At 28.1% G+C, this 17,818-nt stretch carries 26 protein-coding genes; all 26 read right to left on the bottom strand.

What is annotated here, in order from left to right; genetic code table 11:
* Positions 1 to 6: 6 nt before the first annotated feature.
* Positions 7 to 354 (bottom strand): hypothetical protein, encoded by a 348-nt coding sequence (locus tag HGI79_RS06640; RefSeq protein WP_185649884.1) that lies wholly within the window; start codon positions 352 to 354, stop codon positions 7 to 9.
* Positions 355 to 358: 4 nt separating this feature from the next.
* The gene (locus HGI79_RS06635) at positions 359 to 757 is read right to left on the bottom strand and encodes a hypothetical protein (protein ID WP_185649883.1); all 399 of its coding nucleotides are present in this window, start codon (positions 755 to 757) and stop codon (positions 359 to 361) included.
* Positions 754 to 1,038 carry a hypothetical protein gene (locus HGI79_RS06630; protein WP_185649882.1) on the bottom strand — a complete coding sequence of 95 codons (285 nt, stop codon included), beginning with the start codon at positions 1,036 to 1,038 and terminating at the stop codon, positions 754 to 756. The genes HGI79_RS06635 and HGI79_RS06630 overlap by 4 nt, the downstream gene beginning before the upstream one ends.
* Positions 1,039 to 1,046: 8 nt before the next feature.
* Positions 1,047 to 1,247 carry a hypothetical protein gene (locus HGI79_RS06625; protein WP_185649881.1) on the bottom strand — a complete coding sequence of 67 codons (201 nt, stop codon included), beginning with the start codon at positions 1,245 to 1,247 and terminating at the stop codon, positions 1,047 to 1,049.
* A 77-nt stretch (positions 1,248 to 1,324) separates the two neighbouring features.
* Positions 1,325 to 2,362, bottom strand: a complete 1,038-nt coding sequence (locus HGI79_RS06620; RefSeq protein WP_185649880.1) for a major capsid protein — start codon at positions 2,360 to 2,362, stop codon at positions 1,325 to 1,327.
* 69 nt (positions 2,363 to 2,431) lie between these two features.
* Positions 2,432 to 2,767 (bottom strand): hypothetical protein, encoded by a 336-nt coding sequence (locus tag HGI79_RS06615; RefSeq protein WP_185649879.1) that lies wholly within the window; start codon positions 2,765 to 2,767, stop codon positions 2,432 to 2,434.
* Positions 2,768 to 2,854: 87 nt separating this feature from the next.
* Positions 2,855 to 3,499: a phage scaffolding protein gene (locus tag HGI79_RS06610; protein WP_185649878.1), complete on the bottom strand. Its 645-nt coding sequence runs from the start codon at positions 3,497 to 3,499 to the stop codon at positions 2,855 to 2,857.
* A 74-nt stretch (positions 3,500 to 3,573) separates the two neighbouring features.
* On the bottom strand, positions 3,574 to 4,539 hold the full coding sequence (locus HGI79_RS06605) for a hypothetical protein (RefSeq protein ID WP_185649877.1): 966 nt from the start codon (positions 4,537 to 4,539) through the stop codon (positions 3,574 to 3,576).
* Complete coding sequence (locus HGI79_RS06600) at positions 4,529 to 5,983, bottom strand: phage portal protein (protein WP_185649876.1); 1,455 nt, start codon at positions 5,981 to 5,983, stop codon at positions 4,529 to 4,531. Before HGI79_RS06600 ends, HGI79_RS06605 begins: the two co-directional genes overlap by 11 nt.
* Positions 5,983 to 7,287: a phage terminase large subunit gene (gene terL, locus HGI79_RS06595; RefSeq protein WP_185649875.1), complete on the bottom strand. Its 1,305-nt coding sequence runs from the start codon at positions 7,285 to 7,287 to the stop codon at positions 5,983 to 5,985. Before terL ends, HGI79_RS06600 begins: the two co-directional genes overlap by 1 nt.
* Positions 7,288 to 7,559: 272 nt before the next feature.
* Positions 7,560 to 8,192, bottom strand: a complete 633-nt coding sequence (locus tag HGI79_RS06590) for a recombinase family protein (protein WP_185649874.1) — start codon at positions 8,190 to 8,192, stop codon at positions 7,560 to 7,562.
* A 205-nt stretch (positions 8,193 to 8,397) separates the two neighbouring features.
* The gene (locus HGI79_RS06585) at positions 8,398 to 8,856 is read right to left on the bottom strand and encodes a terminase small subunit (RefSeq protein WP_185649873.1); all 459 of its coding nucleotides are present in this window, start codon (positions 8,854 to 8,856) and stop codon (positions 8,398 to 8,400) included.
* A gap of 66 nt (positions 8,857 to 8,922) precedes the next feature.
* A complete protein-coding gene (locus HGI79_RS06580; RefSeq protein WP_185649872.1) occupies positions 8,923 to 9,249 on the bottom strand; it encodes a DUF4236 domain-containing protein in 327 nt (108 codons plus the stop codon).
* 146 nt (positions 9,250 to 9,395) lie between these two features.
* Positions 9,396 to 9,719, bottom strand: coding sequence for a hypothetical protein (locus HGI79_RS06575; protein WP_185649871.1), 324 nt, complete (start codon positions 9,717 to 9,719; stop codon positions 9,396 to 9,398).
* 59 nt (positions 9,720 to 9,778) lie between these two features.
* Positions 9,779 to 10,378 (bottom strand): hypothetical protein, encoded by a 600-nt coding sequence (locus HGI79_RS06570; RefSeq protein WP_185649870.1) that lies wholly within the window; start codon positions 10,376 to 10,378, stop codon positions 9,779 to 9,781.
* A 90-nt stretch (positions 10,379 to 10,468) separates the two neighbouring features.
* Positions 10,469 to 10,819, bottom strand: coding sequence for a hypothetical protein (locus HGI79_RS06565; protein WP_185649869.1), 351 nt, complete (start codon positions 10,817 to 10,819; stop codon positions 10,469 to 10,471).
* 168 nt (positions 10,820 to 10,987) lie between these two features.
* Positions 10,988 to 11,176, bottom strand: a complete 189-nt coding sequence (locus HGI79_RS06560) for a hypothetical protein (RefSeq protein WP_185649868.1) — start codon at positions 11,174 to 11,176, stop codon at positions 10,988 to 10,990.
* Positions 11,177 to 11,255: 79 nt separating this feature from the next.
* Entirely contained in the window at positions 11,256 to 11,408 is a 153-nt protein-coding gene (locus HGI79_RS06555; protein WP_185649867.1) for a hypothetical protein, read from the bottom strand.
* Positions 11,409 to 11,503: 95 nt separating this feature from the next.
* On the bottom strand, positions 11,504 to 13,243 hold the full coding sequence (locus HGI79_RS22705; RefSeq protein WP_241428155.1) for an Ig-like domain-containing protein: 1,740 nt from the start codon (positions 13,241 to 13,243) through the stop codon (positions 11,504 to 11,506).
* Positions 13,244 to 13,398: 155 nt separating this feature from the next.
* A complete protein-coding gene (locus HGI79_RS06545; RefSeq protein ID WP_185649866.1) occupies positions 13,399 to 13,662 on the bottom strand; it encodes a DUF5659 domain-containing protein in 264 nt (87 codons plus the stop codon).
* A 17-nt stretch (positions 13,663 to 13,679) separates the two neighbouring features.
* Positions 13,680 to 14,132: a hypothetical protein gene (locus HGI79_RS06540; protein ID WP_185649865.1), complete on the bottom strand. Its 453-nt coding sequence runs from the start codon at positions 14,130 to 14,132 to the stop codon at positions 13,680 to 13,682.
* Positions 14,133 to 14,402: 270 nt separating this feature from the next.
* Positions 14,403 to 14,594, bottom strand: coding sequence for a hypothetical protein (locus HGI79_RS06535; RefSeq protein WP_185649864.1), 192 nt, complete (start codon positions 14,592 to 14,594; stop codon positions 14,403 to 14,405).
* A gap of 126 nt (positions 14,595 to 14,720) precedes the next feature.
* The gene (locus tag HGI79_RS06530; protein WP_185649863.1) at positions 14,721 to 15,419 is read right to left on the bottom strand and encodes a hypothetical protein; all 699 of its coding nucleotides are present in this window, start codon (positions 15,417 to 15,419) and stop codon (positions 14,721 to 14,723) included.
* Between the two features lie 84 nt (positions 15,420 to 15,503).
* Entirely contained in the window at positions 15,504 to 16,202 is a 699-nt protein-coding gene (locus HGI79_RS06525; RefSeq protein WP_185649862.1) for an antA/AntB antirepressor family protein, read from the bottom strand.
* Positions 16,203 to 16,559: 357 nt separating this feature from the next.
* Positions 16,560 to 16,883 (bottom strand): hypothetical protein, encoded by a 324-nt coding sequence (locus HGI79_RS06520; protein WP_185649861.1) that lies wholly within the window; start codon positions 16,881 to 16,883, stop codon positions 16,560 to 16,562.
* Positions 16,884 to 17,036: 153 nt separating this feature from the next.
* Positions 17,037 to 17,435 (bottom strand): hypothetical protein, encoded by a 399-nt coding sequence (locus HGI79_RS06515; RefSeq protein ID WP_185649860.1) that lies wholly within the window; start codon positions 17,433 to 17,435, stop codon positions 17,037 to 17,039.
* Positions 17,436 to 17,818 lie beyond the last annotated feature (383 nt).

The raw sequence follows: 17,818 nt of genomic DNA, 5'->3' as shown, positions 1-17,818 counted from the left end.
TAACACCTACTTTCCTAATAGGTTGTCTAATCCTTTTAATATCTTATCTTTGTTTTTATCTATTGTAGGTTGCAAGATTGCATATTTCTTTTCATTACATAGTTCAAGATATGGGATTTGTTCTGTGTTTCCTGCTATATAAACATCTACAGAATCTTTATTAATTTCTTTACCACCCTGCAATGTTTGTCTACTTAATCCTGTTCTATCTGTCCAAGATGCATTTTTCTTTGCTTCAGCTTCTAATTTTTTACTTACTGTATCAGCGTATATAGCTAATGCAACTTTTTCTTTAGTAGCAAATTTAAGTAAACCTTTTATTATTTTTTCTGCATCAATTTTAAATTCTGCCATAATATTACCTTCTTTCTAAAAACATATCGTACACTATACCTTCAATATCACCTTTATCTAAAATTGTATATTTTTCTTTTTTAAGAGTTTTATTATCCTCTTCAAATTCCCTTTGTTCTATAAAGAAATAATCATTTACTTTTATTTTTAAAGAATTTTCATCATATATAACTAACAATTTTTCTTGCGAATTAGTGGTTATACTAGCACTTTCAGTAAGATTAAAGCTGATACTATTTCCTTTATGGTAAAAACCTTTAACAGTAGTAACATATAATCCTTCTTTATTTTCACCGTAATAGTTTTTATCATCTCGAAAAATTACTACATCTTTCATTAATCCTTTACTAGTCAAAGCTTTTAATATTTGTTTACTTATTTTTATCTTGTTAATTCCACTCATTGTCCATCAACCCTTCTCATTGAAGTATTGTATTGTGGTGTACTTGTAGTAATTAAACCTTTAAATTGATTTGCAAGGGTTAACCAATATTCCCTATTACTAGGTATCACAATCCCTGCAACTGTTATACTATCAACACTAGCCTTTAGCAGACATCCATAATAAGTAGCAGTTGGAACATCAGTATATTGTTCTAGTAACATTTCTAAATCAGAATCTTCAAAATAAGGATATTCCTTTTCTTGAAGATTAAATTTTAATTTTTGTAAATCAGTAGACATCTAACCACCTACTCTGTTGCATTTGTTGTAGTAGATTCTTGGGCATTGTTTATAACTTCTAATATCTCTACTAAATTTTTATCTACCATTTCTTTTACATCATTTTTATTAACTTCTAATTCATCACCAATTGCTTTTATTTTAGTGTTATATTTTAAGTTTTTTAATACCTTTACTTTTACTAATTCAATATCTTCTTTTTTAGCCATAATCTATTACCTCCATTAATTTTCATATTAAAATAGTGGGGGAATAAAACCCCCTTGAATTAAGCTACAGTTTAAATCTAAGCTACAGTAGCTACAAATATCTCTTCTATTCTTTCGAAAGAAGGTAGACAAATTTGAGAAACTTTTGTTTGAACGTTGACTGGATCTTTAGTAACCATTGTAGTTATTGCAACACCAGTATTTACAATACTTACATTTGCATCAGCATTTGTCATAAGGTCAGCTTCCTCTGGTGTTGTACCAAAATATGTATTTCCAAGTGTTCCATCTGGAATTAAAGTAAGTATATTGTCTGGAAAATACTGCTGTTCCGTACTATCTTCAGCAACAAATTTACCACTTACTATAGCCACTGTTAAGCCTACTTTATCCTGTAAATATGCTTTTAATATTGCATCAGTAATAATAGTTGTACCGTCCTTATTTATATCCAACTTTATAGATTTATTATTCTTTAAATAATTAAATGTTTTTCTAGTACATACAGCTCTACTAGGTCTTATTCCAGTATCTTCTTCTACTAAATCTTGATATCTTATAATATCGTCCACAGGGGTAGAGTTAACAAAATCAGACCATTGTGCTGTACCAGCTAAAGTTTCTTTATGATTTGCAGGTAATCCATAATCAAAAGATATTTCATTTTCATCTGAAGTCACATAAATTTTACCATCTACTAAAAGTTGCATTCTCATTCTTTCAGCTTGTACGCCTGCTCCAGTAACCAAACCATTAATATCATTATAAACATTGGATAGTATTAAATCTCTCCATTGTGTATTTACAGAGGACATAGCCTTCAATAATTCTTGTCTATCTCTTTCATTTATAAGAATAGATTCTTTAAAGAATGGCATTTCTCTAGTTTCTTCTTTTACTGTAGCCTTTAAGCTTCTAACTTTTACAGCAACATCAAAAGCTGAAGGTTTTAAAGCTACAGCCTTATTTTTAGCACCTTTTATAAGAGTAATATCGATCCCAAGTTGCTTTTTGTCTGGAAATAATTCTTTACCTATTGTTACAGGTTGTGGCACATTTGTAACATATTCCTTTATAGATTCTGGATTTATAACATCTTTTACATTTATATTCATATATTTTTCCTCGCTTTCAAATTTAAATATTTTTATTAATTATTTGTAAAATAAAAAAGACTACAACTTCTAAAGAATTGTAATCTGCTTCATTGCTGCAATTGCTGTTGCATCTGGTGTTACTGGTAATTGAGTACTGTCTATAAAGCCATGTATTACTACACTTACAGCTTCCGTTCCACCAGTCACATCTATTTCATTGTATGTAATTCCAAATGCAGTACCATCATTTACAACCTTACCAGTTTTATCAACAATACTACCTAAAGGCACTATCTTTTTACCCTGTGCATCTGCTGTTATTGCAGTAGCATCTATCTTAACTGGAACTGCTACAAAATGATTTCCTACAACCAATATATTTTTCTTTTCTCCTAAAATTGTTCTTATTACTTGTTTACTCATAGTCCTAAATACCTCCACAAATTTAATTATTTTTTATTGATTTTTAGTTTTAATCCCAATATGTTATAAATATCTGTAACATATTATTTATTTAAAGAATGAACTTTCTGTAGTAGACATAGATTCAGCTTTTTGTTTTGCTAAAAGTCCACCTATTGTTTTAACTTCATCTACTGTTTTATCTTTATTAGAAGATATAATTGTACTTGATGCTCCGACTTTACCAGTACCACCTGTTACTTCTGGTTCAAATAAATAGGCATCAGATTCTTTTAAGGCTTTTAACTGTTCCTCAAGTCCTAAAAATGTATCTCCATCTAATTTAACCTTTTCCATGTCCAGTAATGCTTTTAATGCTTTAGAATTTTTAGGTTTATAGTCAGATAAAGCTTTTTCAAACTTAGAATCAAAGTTTATTTGATTTATTTTAGCTTCATAATCGCTTGAGATTTTAGCATTATCAGCTTTAAGTTTTTCAATTTCTGCTGTAAGAGTTTCATTACCCTGTGCTTTCACTTTTAGATCCTCTAATTGTTTATCTCTATCAGATAACTGTTTCTTATAATCCTTTCTTTCACTGTCGATTTGATCAAACTTTTCCTTTTTAACATAGTTAGATTGTTTCTTACTATCTACTAATATTGTAAATTCAGAATCAGCATTTATTTTATCAAAGGTAGTTTTTCCTTCGGCTTCTCCTAAAGTTTTTTGTAAGTATTGTAATAAGTCCATGTATATTTTTCCCTCCTCATTATTTTTTACAGTTTAACGCCATGTTTAGGGCAAAATAAAAAAGACATATTTATTTAATGTCCTTTTAAAAAATCTTTTAATTGTTTATCTGGTTTTCCATTTACCCATTCATTTAATCTTGTTCCTATATCCTCTAAAGAATTTGGAATTACAGCATATTGGCTACAAAGACATTGAGGGTGTGGAACAGGAAGATTTTTAATTAAATAATTACCTTTTCCATAACCTTCATCGTGATTTGCATACTCATCACAAATATCTTTACCCCATTTAGCAACTTGCCTATTATAATGGCTTGCTGATAACTCCCAGTGCATAACATCAATTAGTGGATTTGCTTCGCAACTTCTAACATTAGCTAAAAAATATGCGTGATTTATTGAAGTCCTTGCTAATCGTTGGGCATTATAATCTACAATCTTATTACCTACACTTGGATAAACTTTTTTCCATTCCCAATCTTTTTTTGCATTTGAATTTACATAGGTTTCTAAGTCTTTAGATAACTCATATACACTTTTCTTTTCAGCTATAGCAGTATTAATAATATAATCTAAATCACCATTAACCTTATTTTCTGTGAACCATATTCTTTCACTTAGACCTCTTCCATCCTTATAGAAATCACCATTTATTAACTCACTAATAGCTTCTATGGGAACTTTGCTAAACATATTTGTAAAAGATTGCTTTAAATTTAGCCTATATCTAGAATCAATTATATTAAAAAAATCTAGCTGAATATTTGAAGCATTTTTGGCACTTTTTATAATAGCATCTTCTATTTGTTTCCCTATTTCAACACTCATACTCCTAGTAATTTTTCTTAATTGCTTAATATAATCGGTTAGAAATCTTTTAGTAAGACTTTTATTTTTTGCACTAGCACTTTTAATAAATAACTCTTTAGAAGCCTTTATAAAAATATTTCGCAAATCTCTATAATTCTGTTCGGTTAGCTTAATTTGTTTCTTTCTAGCTTCCTCAACTAATTTTAAATATTCTTTATTAGTTTCCATTTATATCACCATTAGGTATAAACTGATCTGCTTCAACTTCTTTTATCTGCTGCATTTCACTTAAAATTTCTTGCCACTCGCCATTAAAGTCTTCTACATCTCCAAATTCTTTTATGTAAGTTTTTCTACTTTTAAGATTTGTATTAACTTCACTCATGGCTAGAGTTTTCTTGTCTTCAATATCCTCTGGAATTGGGTAATTGTGCTTTAATAATATTTTAAAATTTAAATTATCCCACTCATGATTCCAATCTGGATAACAATTAAATTTACTACAACTTTCTATTATAAGTAAAATTAATTCCTTAATAGAACTTTCCCAATCCTTCCACTTTTCCTCGCACCGTGCAATCAAATCATTATACATATATTTTAATGCTTTTGCTGAAGGAATATTTACAAGTTGTTCAGGAATTGGAATTGATAACGTATCATTCATATCCTTTTCTATTCTCTTTAAGAATACTTCTACAGGCTCACTGGAAACAAATCCACCTTCAAGCTTTTGTGTTGTTGCAGTTTTACCTTCTGTTGAAACTAATGGAACTAAACTATTGGGAGCAATAGAAATTTTGTTAACTGAATCGGCTGTTGCATCAGTTATTACTGTTTGAGGAAACATATTAAATCTTAAAGTGTCTGCAAAATCAGAAACCTTTCGGTTATATTGATTCTGTGGACTTTTTAAATCTGTAATATCACTTTCGCCAAAATCGTCATTTAATAAACCACCATTTATAATTACAAATGCTGGTAGTCTACTTAATTTAGTATCTAATATTTCTTCTTTGATAGCTTTATCTAACACGTTTCCAGCAAAAGTCTGTATTTTTAATTTACAAGTTTCACCTTCCATATAGTAGATATACTTTAACCATTTTTGCTTATAGAGTTCCAATGATTCAGTAGTAGGATCAACCCTTACAATTGTAATACTATTTACCTTATTATTGTTAGAATTAATAGTATAAGAAAAATCTTTTATGTCATGATAAAATATTCCTATATGTTCATTTGGGTTAGCTTCTAGCCTTAATAACATTCTTTTCTTTACAGTACAATTTAAAAAAGCCTTTAAAGTCAAAGACCAAAAGCTATTATCTTCTAATATATTATCTATGTATTGTCGTAACTCTTCACATTTGTCTTTATCTTCTGGATTATAAGGTTTAAAAAGAATATCAGGCTCTTTACCAAACATAAACCTTGCCTGTTTTCTTAGTAATGGTTTTACTTTATTTCTTATATCTTGGGTTGGAACATAATCTATGTCGTCATTTACAATCCATGATTGTCCTAATTTATCCTCATCTATCATAGAATCATTAGAATCTCTGCATTCACCTAAAAAGAAATAGAAATCCTTTTTAACTTTCTTACGTTCTTTCAATTCCTTAGAATTTAAATCTAATAATATATCTCTAATATTATTTCTATTATCCATTAAAATACAATTCCTCCCTTCCTCTTAAATAATTGATTTTTCAATCCTATACCTTTTTTATAAACTGAATCATTATAAGTTGTACTGCTAGAATTATATAGCCTATATTTTTCTATAAACTTTTCACACAAACCAGTTAAAGCATCTTCTATATCATCATGCTTATTTTTACCTATTCTCTGAAAATTCAATAGATGTTCCCATGCCTTGTTCCATCTTGTTTTAACATTTTTAGGAAAATAAACATGTTCTTGTACAAAAGTGGCGTTCATAATAATTCTAGTTAATTTATTCTTAGTTTGAGGTAGCTTAGTAATTATACATTCCTTGCTATTGTATTCCTTCCATAACTTATCTTCCACATTTCTTGCAAACCCTCTACCACCGTTATTACTTTCTATCCAACATTGTTTAACTCTATTATTATATAGGGATGTAGCTACTAATTTTTCTGTAACTTCCATCGGCTCCTGAGTATATATAATATCGAGTATATATAATTCTCCATTGTAAACTCCACCTGTTACTGCTGCTAAATAATCTGTGCCTGTATCTGCTGTATCAACATAACATAATATATCTTGCAATAGACATTCTCCATTAACATCAAAAGGTAATGTTTCATAATTTTTAAGACCATCATATAAAGCACCTTTTTTATTAATTGGAATTTGTAAGTAATTAGGTAAGAATATTTCTTCAGGAATATGTTTCTTTTTATATTCATATTCTTCCTTGTCCATTATTTCTTCACATAGCATCTTATCAGTAACTTCATCTATTACTGGTAGTTTTAATATATACCATTCATCTCCATCATCTTCACTTAATACTCTACCGCATAGATCAAATTCACTCCATCTAGTCATACAAACAATTTGTAAGGCATCATGCTCCAGACGTGAAATAAATGTACCGTTGTACTTATTGTATAATTTATCTAAATAGGCTTCGTTTAAAGCTTCATCTACTGTTTTTATTTGGTCGTCAACTATCAATACCGTACAACCTTTTCCTGTTGCTGTACCATCCCAACCAGTACCAGTATAAGTGTGGTGTGTTCCTTCTAAAGCCCAATCGTTAACACTTCCATTACCTTGTTTTATTTTAGTATCTGGAAATATATCAGAGTAACCTATATAATTATCATTATTTCCTAATATAATATCCCTTGTATTTCGACTAAAATCTGTTGCAATACTACAGTTATAACTTACTGTCATAATACTATTCGTTTTATTTTTACCTAAAATCCAACTACAAAAGTTACCTAAAGTTCTACTTTTACCATGTCTTGGAGGCATATTTATTATTAATCTTTTATAAGGTTTATTAGTTAATGGATTTATAAGTGTGCGTTCATATAATTGCTGTAATATGTTGCAAAAATTATGTAAATATACCCGACTATCTTTGTAAAAGTCTGGTTCTCTAGTTTTGCAATAATGCCAAAATGATTCTCTACTTTTTACAATTGCTAACTGTCTTAATAACTCTAACTTTTTTCGTTTAATTTCTATGTCATTCAGATAAACATACCTCCTCTCTTGAAAATGGATATAAAAAAGAAGATAGTTTATTTACTACCTTCATAAATATTTATATATTTGTATAATGTACTTCTGCCTAGTCCTAACATCTTAGCAAAACCACTAGCACTAATAGTTCCATATTCACCATTTTTAAACTTATTATATTCTTTTATGAAATTCTCTGGTAGCTCTGCTTTTGGTCTACCTAATTTTTTACCTTTAGCTCTAGCAACATCTAATCCTTGATTAATTCTTGAAACTATTTTCTCTCTTTCTTGTTGAGCCATATGAGCCTTAATAGTAATAACTATATCAATAACCATATCGTAAATACTGTTATCATTAGCTTTTTTCCAATCTGACATATAAGGCATATCAAGTGCAATAACTCTTATTCCTTTTGATTTAAGGTCTTTAAGTTCCATAATAACATCATCTGCATTACGTCCTAATCTATCTAAATCAGTTATAATTAATATGTCATTAGACCTTAATTTATCTTTTAACTTTGAATATTCTTCTCTATTCTCTGCCCTTATTGTTCCTGAAACTCTTTCTTCCACTATATCATCAAATTGAAAATTATTTGCTTTAGCATATTCTTTTAAAGTTAAAAGTTGTCTATCAGTTTTTTGATTTTCTTTCTGCGTAGATATACGCATATATCCGAATATCATATCTGAGCACCTCCATAAACTTTATTATAGTTTTATAATAATTGTTTACGAAATCATATTCAAATATCATAGACATATTTTAAAAGTAATTGTATTGATTTATCTACATTTATTTAGATTTTTCTATTAAATTCTAATGTATTCAAAATCATATGTTTTATAGACACCAACTAATGGTAAATAAAATAATTCTTTTATCTATATATTAATTGGTGTTATCTAATTCTTTTAATTGCTTTTCTATTTCTTCAACTGATAAATCTAAATTATTAACATTATTGTTTGTAACTACTTCCTGTTTGTCTACCCAATTATAGTTATTTTTTAATGTAAATATAGCTCCAGTAGTAGAAGATTTATTAAATAAGCCTTCTTCATAATTCATCTCAATAAATCTCTTAGCATTCTTTACCGTGCCGACATACTTACGCCTTGTTTCATCATCAACTCTTTTAAGCCATTGATTTTCTTCAGCACCTTCATAATTTAGTAATGTTTGTCTATCACATCCTAAGAACCATGCTAATCCTGTTACAGTAATATGTTTCTCATTTTCTTTAGCCCATCTATAATATTCATTAATTTTTTCTTCTAATTCTTCAGGACTATTCCATTTCAAAGGCTGTCCTCCACCTTCACCCTGTCTATTATTCTTATTCTCCATAATCTCACTTCCTTCCCATCATTAAATATTTCCGCAAAATAAAAAGAAGCCAATCTCTCAGCTTCTCTAACTACTAAACATAAACATTAAAAATTTAACAATTAAATAAAATAATCCTCCCCAAAATACTAGTCCAAAAATACCTTTAATTAAATCTATAAAAGCATTACCTGTAGATGCTTCTTGCTTGGCAACTCTAGTATTACCTTTTTTAAAACTATGATCTTTTCTATACTGTATACCACCTGTTCCTACAGTTGTCCTAACACCATTTTGATTTACACTAACTCTAGCACCTTTTACACCAGTAGAAATTCCTATTCCACCAGTTTTAGATAAATTAATTCTAGTATTTTTGCCTATTTTAATGGATTTTCTAAAGCTCAACCCCATATAAGCTCACCTCTTACAGCAATTATAACATACTATTGTAAGCAAAAAAAGATATAATATTAGTTTTCTTTAGACTCATTTTGGTTAACCTTAATATAGTTATGCTGATAAAAATAATAAAGAAAAAGTACTCAAACTAATGAATACTACTTAAATTTTCTTCTTGCATTTATAATTAAATTATTTAAGTATTCCTTAATAAAAAATTTAACTATTTCATTAGATTTATTTTCATTATAATAAGAATCATCATTCTTATTATCCATATTCATAAATAATTCTAATAATTTATCTTGAATATCCTCAAATTTAATATCAACAGGGATTGTTGGATTTTTACCTAAAGCTATACTAAATTCACCATAACCTTTTTTATATAAATATTTATTTAAACCTTCTATATAACATTCTTCCAGTGTATTTTTTAATACATTATTAAATACGTTTCTATACATATTTTCTAAGTCCATAATTCTCATGTCCCCCTCGTAAATTCTAATAAAATTATTTGTAACAAAATATTATTAAGCTACCTTTTTCTTACAATGTTTATTATAGGAATAATATTTAATATCCATCCCATTCCTCGATTATTTCTTTTACTAACAATATCTTTTTCTATATTATCATCAATAGTAGCTGCAACTTCATCAATAGGTAAGTTATTTTTTGATTGATTTTGCTTTTCCATATCCTCTAAGACTTTAAGTGATATAAGTATCATTAATTCTCTCGGATTAACTTTATCTGATTCTCTCATAAACATAAAAACTAGAACAAATATCATGATAACTATACCTATAATACCAATAAATTTATAACTAGATTTAAAGTTATCTAATGATTCCTGTAGTATTAATACAACTAATGGACATAATATAGCAATGTAAAATGCAATATTATAGTTTGTTGCTATACCTACCTGTTTACCAAAATTTCTTTCAAGTCTTAATTTCTCAATTTTAACATCAAAATCTTTATCTTCTTTGATTCTGTTGTCATAATATTCAGTAATATCTTTATATATTTTTCTAATATTTTTATACTGCTCTTTATTATAATTTTTATCTTTTAAGAATTCACTGACTACTCTCTTATAATATTTACCCGTTGCTTTATTCATATCCAACACAAACACCTCCCATCAAATACCTTATTCGACAGAAGGTTCTAAATTTCCTCTAAAAATGTATAATTAAGTAATTAAAGTTATTCTTACCTAGGATATTGAATAATAATACCATTTTCCAAATTCATAATCATATATTTCAATGCCTGTACCTTTTATTGTACCCTCAAAATGCTTTCTACTATCAAAGTCAAATCCTTTAAAATTACCAGTTCCCATTTCTAATTCTATATATTTTCGATGCTTATAATGAAAAAGTTCATATTTGCTTACATTAGATTTTGAATATGAGATATAACACTTTTCAGTATAATCGTAGATATCTCCATTTCCACTAAACGGATAATGCTTTCCATCTGCATAATCATATACACTTTGTTTATTCATACATAGGATATCACTAACAGCATATGCTACACTTCTTCTAGTATAATCCCTCATAAAATCACACATCCCCTCACAAAATTTATTTAATTATACCACATTTTGTAATATAATTAAAGATTTTGTAAGAGAAAAGCACACATTAATTGAGTGCCTGACTAGATAACATACCCTACTTTAGATAAAAAACAAACATGTATTTAATTGTAAAATACGCCCTACGTTTTAATATACCGAATACTCAATTTTGTCTTTATAAATGCTATATGTTTGTGATCCTTGTTTAATAGTATAAAAACGTTCAGAATTTATGTTTGTACTGTCTAACCACTGAATCAATCTTTCTCTTTCCTCACCATCTACTGAAATTGCTAATTGTTTTCCACTAGTAAAAAATATATTAACAATCTTCATCTACAACACATCCTTTCTTCTATTTATTTCTACAAAAGATGCTTATTTCCTTCTGTAATTATGTAAAATTTTAAGTTATTTATCTATTTTTTGTAACTCTCCCTGGTTCTATAACTCTTACCCTTGTCCTAACAATAGGAACAACAGGTCTAATACCCCTGTTATCATCTAACTTATAACTTATGTCTTCTAATAATCTCTTTATATCTCTTAGCAACCTTATAATTTCCATCGTATTAATTCCACCTTTCTATCCTTAAAAAATTTTTCAACACAAAAAGAGCCATTATTTCAGGCTCTTAATATTAAATTACTTAATCTACATTATTAAAATGTGTAATTAGAATTTGCTAACATGTACTCACCGATTTTTAATAAATCATTATCATCTATAGCATTATTTACCACTACGTCTGTATTATATTGAGTAAGTGTAGTAGGGTCTTCGCTTAAGTGTCTAGCATCAATAGCTAAGTCCAAAAGTGTAAACTCTCCACTGTCATTTACATCTTTTAAATCTTCTATAGTTATTGTAGCCTGTCCACATTCTGAATCTTGAAGGTCTCTTTCCATTGTAATACCATCTGAAACCCTACCTTTAATTACATCAACTAGGGCATCACCTACAGCTATTCCTTTAAAGTTTAATTTTAATAACGCCTTTTTAGCATTAACAATATTTGCTGCACCTTTACTTGCAACTATAACTCTTAATTCATCAGGCTGAGTATCACTTTTTACTAATTTTATTCCATCAACTTCTTCCATACCTAAGAATTGAAGTTTAGTATTATCATATTTTATTCTTACGTCTTCTGCTGCTATATTTTGTATGTTATCAATGACTAAATTAGCAGATACAGTTTCGGTTGTTTTTATTTTAGTTTTTTCAGGTTCTATGTTTAAAACAACTACATTTGTATTGATTGTAGCAGCAGTAGCTGAAGCTTCATTTGAGTTATTACCTTCTCCTGCTGAATTTACAGGTGTAACTATATAATAGTATGTAATTCCTGATTGTACATTCGTATCTATATATGTTGTATCTGTGCCATTAGAAGCAATTGTTGTATATCCACTTCCTTGAGTAGTTGATCTCTTAACGTCATATCCAGTAGCTCCATCTACACTATTCCAATTCAATGCTATAGCCTGACTTGTAGTGCTTTGTGTTGAAGTTAAATTTATAGTTCCTTGTGGAGCTGGTACTGTTACATTTACAGTACATGAAGCTGAAAGATTGCTCCCATCTTGTGAAGTTGCTGTTATCGTTGCTGTTCCTTCTTTTACTGCTGTAACTTTACCAGTTGAATCTACTGTCGCTATAGTTGAATCGCTTGATGTCCACGTTACATTCTTGTTTTCAGCATTATCTGGTAATACTGTAGCTGTTAATGTATCTGTCTGTCCTACTTGTAAATTGTCAGATGTTTTATCTAAAGTTATTGAAGATATTGATACATCACTTGCATCATATGCTAGATATCCATCTGGTATAGAATATTTAAAAGGTGTCGCACCAAAATTTGTTGTAGTTACTGTACTTATAGTAGAACTACTTCCGATATACGCAAATACACTAGTACCTAATGATTTTATATTAGTAAAAGCAACCCCTTGAGACACACCATTCTTCCAAAACGACAAAGTTCCATTATCCATATCTAATAAAACACTTATCGTATCTCCTGATGTATATGTAGCTCCAGAAACTGTAGTTAACGATACAGGATAAAATCCACCAGTACTTGCATAATAATTTCTTGAATTTATGCTACTAATACTACCTCCTGATACATTAAAAGTTGAATTTGCAACACCTACAAAACAGTAATTTCCAGTGTTTACAGTAACTTCCCAATACCATTTTCCACTACTTACACTTGTTGTTGCTCGAACACTATTTGATGTATCCGTTGATGTTACTGTTAAATTATTATTAGATAAAGTAATTCCATTTCCTTTATCATCAGGATTCCATGTAGTAGCTGCTAAAGCCTTACTACTAAACCCAACTAAAAATAAAAGCAAGAACATAAAAAATAACACTTTACCATTTTTAACCATATATATATTCCTCCAATTAAAATAAATTTTAACAAAATATGAACATGTTCACCATTTATTTTAATTAGATACAGCATCCATTTCAATTAAAATCGTAGTACAAATTCACCTAAAACTATACAATTAATATAATATAAGTAAATTTTTTTATTTATCTATTGAAATTCATTTAAGAATTTATCTTTTAGCTGAATACTTTCTCTTTTCAATCTTTTATAAGTCTCTAAAAATTTATGTCCATTACAAATACACATATTTTCATTAGAAAATTCTCTAATAGCTCTATGTATTTCCTCGTTTTGCGGAAACACAAAATATGTATTTGTAGTTTCTTTGTCTATCTTCATGTCATAATTACAATTTGTAGTAGCAACTATATAACAAGCCTTATTAAAACTATAAATGAGTTTTTCCTCCATTACCATTTCACCTCTATTTAATAAATTACTAATCTACTGCCATCGATAACAACATAATAGCCTTCTTCGTCATCATCGGCAGGGAAATTTCGTAATCTATCCATAATCTCATTATTAATTTCTATCTCGTTTGGATTATAATAAAATCGTATATTATTTATCTCGATATATTTTTCATTATTATTTTGCAAATCTTTATTTGCTTCAAACGTTAATATATCTATCATAATTCCAAAATTGTCTAATTCTTTAAATTCATAAGGATTATCATTTACAATTTCAAGTATTTCAAAAAATTTCACATAATGTTCTTCATCATCAAATTCAATTTCACATAAATATCCATCACAAAATGAAATAAAATGTTCTTCTTTCTCTAGTGTTATAAATGAACTAAAAAAATCATTCGCTTTATTTTTTATTAAGTATTTCTTTAAAGTATAATATTCATTTATTCCATTATTATCCATTTACTTTTCTCCTCTTAGATTCTATTAATTTATTAACCCATTCATCCAACATAAACATCCCTAATATAATCAATATACCTAACATGTTTTACACCTTCTTTCGTTCCTCACCAACATACTAGCCGAAGGCTCATCGTTCCCTAAGTAATCTACACGGTATAAAACTCCATCAAGATCCATAAACTTCTTATTCTTTAATTCATTGTTTATTAATTAAATGTAGTTTCTCTCTAAATGATGTATAATGTATCGCAATAACTTGTACCATTATTACACACCTTCTTTTTCAATTGTGTAATAAGAATAGCTGCAACCAATAATCACCAATAGACTTAGAATTAAATTTAATACAAAATGTTTACTCCCATGTATCAATAAATCTAATATGTAATCTACATTTGCTCCCACTAAAAAAGCATTAAGAAATTTTGAATTTAATAATTTCTTTATTTTATTTTTCATAACAATCTCTCCTCTTATTTAAATTTAAAATATTCAAAGGATATGAACACCCCCAAAAATATCCTTTGAATATTTCTCTAAAACATTGAATATTTCTAATAAATATGTATATAATATAAATAGTTATTAATCGTTTTGTGATATTGCAGTATCACTTGGGTCTGAATTGTTTGCAGACTTTTCAGACTCTATATTTTTATTTATGTATTTATCCATCCAATTTTCATATTTTCCTTTAATATGTACCCATTTTGTATTACCTACAGAATAAATATAATTTGTATTAATATCTACTCCACATTCAATCTTCATTATCTTATTAATTTCTTTGTTTTTAAATCCATATTGTTTTAAATATAAGACATTACATATATGTTCTTCTCTATATTTTGCCATTGGGTTTTTAATTCCAGTGTTGGCTTTTTTTCTCTTATTAGTCGATTCTATGTTAGGACTTGTACTCCACTTTTTAATCTTACTCATTTTATTACAAACAGTATCTTTATACATATCGTGATAAAACTGCTCCAGTACTTCCAATGATTCTTGTATTGCTTTTCTTTCTTCATCAGTACCATTTAAATATGTACTATTGTTCTCAGAGAAGTGAAGAACCTCAAAGCTTAGTTCCCCAAGGTTATATTTCCTTTGGAGTATGTCTTTATTAGTTCCTTCATACAATCCTCTTTTAAGTGCATACAAATGAGATTGTAAACGATCATTCATCATTCCTGATCCTACATAGGCTACTGTATCACCATATTTGAAACAATAACAACCTAATCCATAAATATTCCCTTTTACTTCTTTTAATAAATTTTTCATATTTTCCTCCATCGCCTTTTAGGATATGACGTAACCTTAAATTTTTATAAAATAAAAGAACCAGCTTATTTTTAAGCCAGTTCCTTAACTTATCTTACTTTCTAAATCTTTTATTTTCTTATTTCTGTGAGCTATCTTTTGTCCTCTATGTCTGTTTTCTGTAATATGAGCAATAGTCTTAATACTATCTTGTAATTTTAAAAGATTATAACAATCTCCTATATTAGTTACAGATTCTTTAGCTAATCTATCATGTAATCTAGTTATACCCTTTATAGCACTACTACATCTTACAACCCTAGTTTTAGTGTCCAATGTTTCAGCATATGTAATAAAATCTTCTACCAATTGCTTAATATCTTCTATAGAACAATCAGCAAAAGTATTAATAGTTCTCTTTTCAGAAAATCTAATTTTATTCCAATCATCTAAAGACATTTCACCTTTAGTATTCATTGTTTCAGAAACTTCTTCTATTTGTTTTTCTAAATCTAAGAAGTAATTTCTATATTCATGTGATTTTTCTGTACGTGCCATCATTGCTATATGCTTTGCAAACTCTAAAGTTATTTCAAAATCCTTAGTTTCATTACCGTTCGTCATTATAACGAACCCTACCCAATCACGATTTTCTAAGAAAAATTCATTCTTTTCTATATTAGTAGGATACCATTTAGTCCAATTTGATTTATTTAATCCTAAACCTAAATATAGTTCTTTAGCTGATACTACCTTTTGTCCTTTCTCATTTATTTTGTAATTAATTAATAATTTTGTTGCCATAACTGCAACACCATCCTTCCACATTTTTTAATATTTGAGTAATAATTTCTTATATACTCTAATCAGATTCCACATCAATTTGAACATAATAAAACCTACCAACAATTAAGCTGATAGGCTCTATATACTCAAATATTTTGGGATGTGGAGTCCCATTACAGTATACAAATATACACTTAAAAGGGTAGTCAGCTATTTAACTAACTACTCCAAGGAGATTATTATTATGAAAAACTTAGAGTATTTCTACTCTTTTAAATGTATATATAATTCAAGGGGCTTCCTTTAAAGAAACCCCTATTGATTATTATTATATTTTGTGATAATGTTATATTGAGAAAATATATATTTAGTTATTTATTTAAACAAATCTTTTACAACCTCGTGCAAATCATCATGTATTATATTTTTAGCTTCTTCTATTGATTCAGCATTTTCATATATTTTCATTAAGCAAACAAGTATTCCTTGAGCCATTTTTGCCTTTTCGTCTGCATCTTCTTTAGTTACTTTTAATTCTGCTTCCAAATCTTTAACTTGTTGTTGAAGCATCTTTATGTAATTCTGACTCATATCATTTTGCCCATAAGCATTGGTTAAAGTCGCCTTTCCTTCCTCATCATATGTAATGGTAATTTCATCACATTTTTGAATATATGGATATACTGTATTTTCTTCCATCTTTTCTTTACCTCCCAAAATATATTTTTTATTTTTATTTCTTGTATCATCTCTTTAATCATCATCACTATTAAAAATCCTGTAATAACACAATATACTATACTTATTAAGAATATTAAATATCTAACTACTAGCCAGAATATTGTCATACCATTATAGCTCCATGAATTCTTTTACTATTTTTTCGTTATGTATCAATCCCTGCCTGCAAACATGTGCTATGTAATTATTATTAGAAACCAATAAATTATTATAAAAATTTTCGTCCTCATCATAATTTTCATAATCTACTCCAAACAACTCACAAAATACTTCTACATCTACAAATTCTTCTATTATATTTAGGGTATCTATTATTTTGGTATTTAGATACATCATTTCTGTTTTTACATGTTCTAACCTAATCTCATATTTTTGTTTAAGCAATTCATTATTTTTATATTTAGCTATAAGTCTCTTATATTCCCTTTCCTCCGAATATAAATTCTTTGCCTGTTGTTGTAATGTTCCTCTTGTTTCCAACTCTCTTAATGTATTGTATAGTTTTTCCATAATATCTACTCCTCCTGCACTTGTTAAAACTTACAGTGCGGTTATCAACCATATACCGTGTTGTACATGTGTGTTGACTTGGCGACTTACCTATAAGTTTTATATTAATTTTTAAAATAGTATTGACACAACTAACCATTTACATATATTATATAATTGAGATATTATAAATTTTTTTATAAAAATTATTGACTTACACAATAAAAAATTATATAATAATAGTAGAGATAGTTATATAATTTTTAAAAAATATATAAACAAAAGGACATACATTTTACTGTATATCCTTTCTAGTGTAGCTCTAACTAGTATCTACTACACCCATGCAGAAAGTAAGTCTAAACTTTTCTTTCTATCCTATATGATTATTATAAATCGCACAA

This window comes from Clostridium sp. DJ247 (genome assembly GCF_014231265.1).
This window is presented reverse-complemented; position numbering and strand designations above follow the sequence as displayed.

What these genes read in the sequence shown, in the direction of transcription:
- HGI79_RS06640 (WP_185649884.1), bottom strand. Translation starts at nt 354, where the DNA reads ATGGCAGAATTTAAAATTGATGCAGAAAAAATAATAAAAGGTTTACTT.
- HGI79_RS06635 (WP_185649883.1), bottom strand. Translation starts at nt 757, where the DNA reads ATGAGTGGAATTAACAAGATAAAAATAAGTAAACAAATATTAAAAGCT.
- HGI79_RS06630 (WP_185649882.1), bottom strand. Translation starts at nt 1,038, where the DNA reads ATGTCTACTGATTTACAAAAATTAAAATTTAATCTTCAAGAAAAGGAA.
- HGI79_RS06625 (WP_185649881.1), bottom strand. Translation starts at nt 1,247, where the DNA reads ATGGCTAAAAAAGAAGATATTGAATTAGTAAAAGTAAAGGTATTAAAA.
- HGI79_RS06620 (WP_185649880.1), bottom strand. Translation starts at nt 2,362, where the DNA reads ATGAATATAAATGTAAAAGATGTTATAAATCCAGAATCTATAAAGGAA.
- HGI79_RS06615 (WP_185649879.1), bottom strand. Translation starts at nt 2,767, where the DNA reads ATGAGTAAACAAGTAATAAGAACAATTTTAGGAGAAAAGAAAAATATA.
- HGI79_RS06610 (WP_185649878.1), bottom strand. Translation starts at nt 3,499, where the DNA reads ATGGACTTATTACAATACTTACAAAAAACTTTAGGAGAAGCCGAAGGA.
- HGI79_RS06605 (WP_185649877.1), bottom strand. Translation starts at nt 4,539, where the DNA reads ATGGAAACTAATAAAGAATATTTAAAATTAGTTGAGGAAGCTAGAAAG.
- HGI79_RS06600 (WP_185649876.1), bottom strand. Translation starts at nt 5,983, where the DNA reads ATGGATAATAGAAATAATATTAGAGATATATTATTAGATTTAAATTCT.
- terL (WP_185649875.1), bottom strand. Translation starts at nt 7,287, where the DNA reads ATGCCTCCAAGACATGGTAAAAGTAGAACTTTAGGTAACTTTTGTAGT.
- HGI79_RS06590 (WP_185649874.1), bottom strand. Translation starts at nt 8,192, where the DNA reads ATGATATTCGGATATATGCGTATATCTACGCAGAAAGAAAATCAAAAA.
- HGI79_RS06585 (WP_185649873.1), bottom strand. Translation starts at nt 8,856, where the DNA reads ATGGAGAATAAGAATAATAGACAGGGTGAAGGTGGAGGACAGCCTTTG.
- HGI79_RS06580 (WP_185649872.1), bottom strand. Translation starts at nt 9,249, where the DNA reads ATGGGGTTGAGCTTTAGAAAATCCATTAAAATAGGCAAAAATACTAGA.
- HGI79_RS06575 (WP_185649871.1), bottom strand. Translation starts at nt 9,719, where the DNA reads ATGGACTTAGAAAATATGTATAGAAACGTATTTAATAATGTATTAAAA.
- HGI79_RS06565 (WP_185649869.1), bottom strand. Translation starts at nt 10,819, where the DNA reads ATGAGGGATTATACTAGAAGAAGTGTAGCATATGCTGTTAGTGATATC.
- HGI79_RS06560 (WP_185649868.1), bottom strand. Translation starts at nt 11,176, where the DNA reads ATGAAGATTGTTAATATATTTTTTACTAGTGGAAAACAATTAGCAATT.
- HGI79_RS06555 (WP_185649867.1), bottom strand. Translation starts at nt 11,408, where the DNA reads ATGGAAATTATAAGGTTGCTAAGAGATATAAAGAGATTATTAGAAGAC.
- HGI79_RS22705 (WP_241428155.1), bottom strand. Translation starts at nt 13,243, where the DNA reads ATGGTTAAAAATGGTAAAGTGTTATTTTTTATGTTCTTGCTTTTATTT.
- HGI79_RS06545 (WP_185649866.1), bottom strand. Translation starts at nt 13,662, where the DNA reads ATGGAGGAAAAACTCATTTATAGTTTTAATAAGGCTTGTTATATAGTT.
- HGI79_RS06540 (WP_185649865.1), bottom strand. Translation starts at nt 14,132, where the DNA reads ATGGATAATAATGGAATAAATGAATATTATACTTTAAAGAAATACTTA.
- HGI79_RS06535 (WP_185649864.1), bottom strand. Translation starts at nt 14,594, where the DNA reads ATGAAAAATAAAATAAAGAAATTATTAAATTCAAAATTTCTTAATGCT.
- HGI79_RS06530 (WP_185649863.1), bottom strand. Translation starts at nt 15,419, where the DNA reads ATGAAAAATTTATTAAAAGAAGTAAAAGGGAATATTTATGGATTAGGT.
- HGI79_RS06525 (WP_185649862.1), bottom strand. Translation starts at nt 16,202, where the DNA reads ATGGCAACAAAATTATTAATTAATTACAAAATAAATGAGAAAGGACAA.
- HGI79_RS06520 (WP_185649861.1), bottom strand. Translation starts at nt 16,883, where the DNA reads ATGGAAGAAAATACAGTATATCCATATATTCAAAAATGTGATGAAATT.
- HGI79_RS06515 (WP_185649860.1), bottom strand. Translation starts at nt 17,435, where the DNA reads ATGGAAAAACTATACAATACATTAAGAGAGTTGGAAACAAGAGGAACA.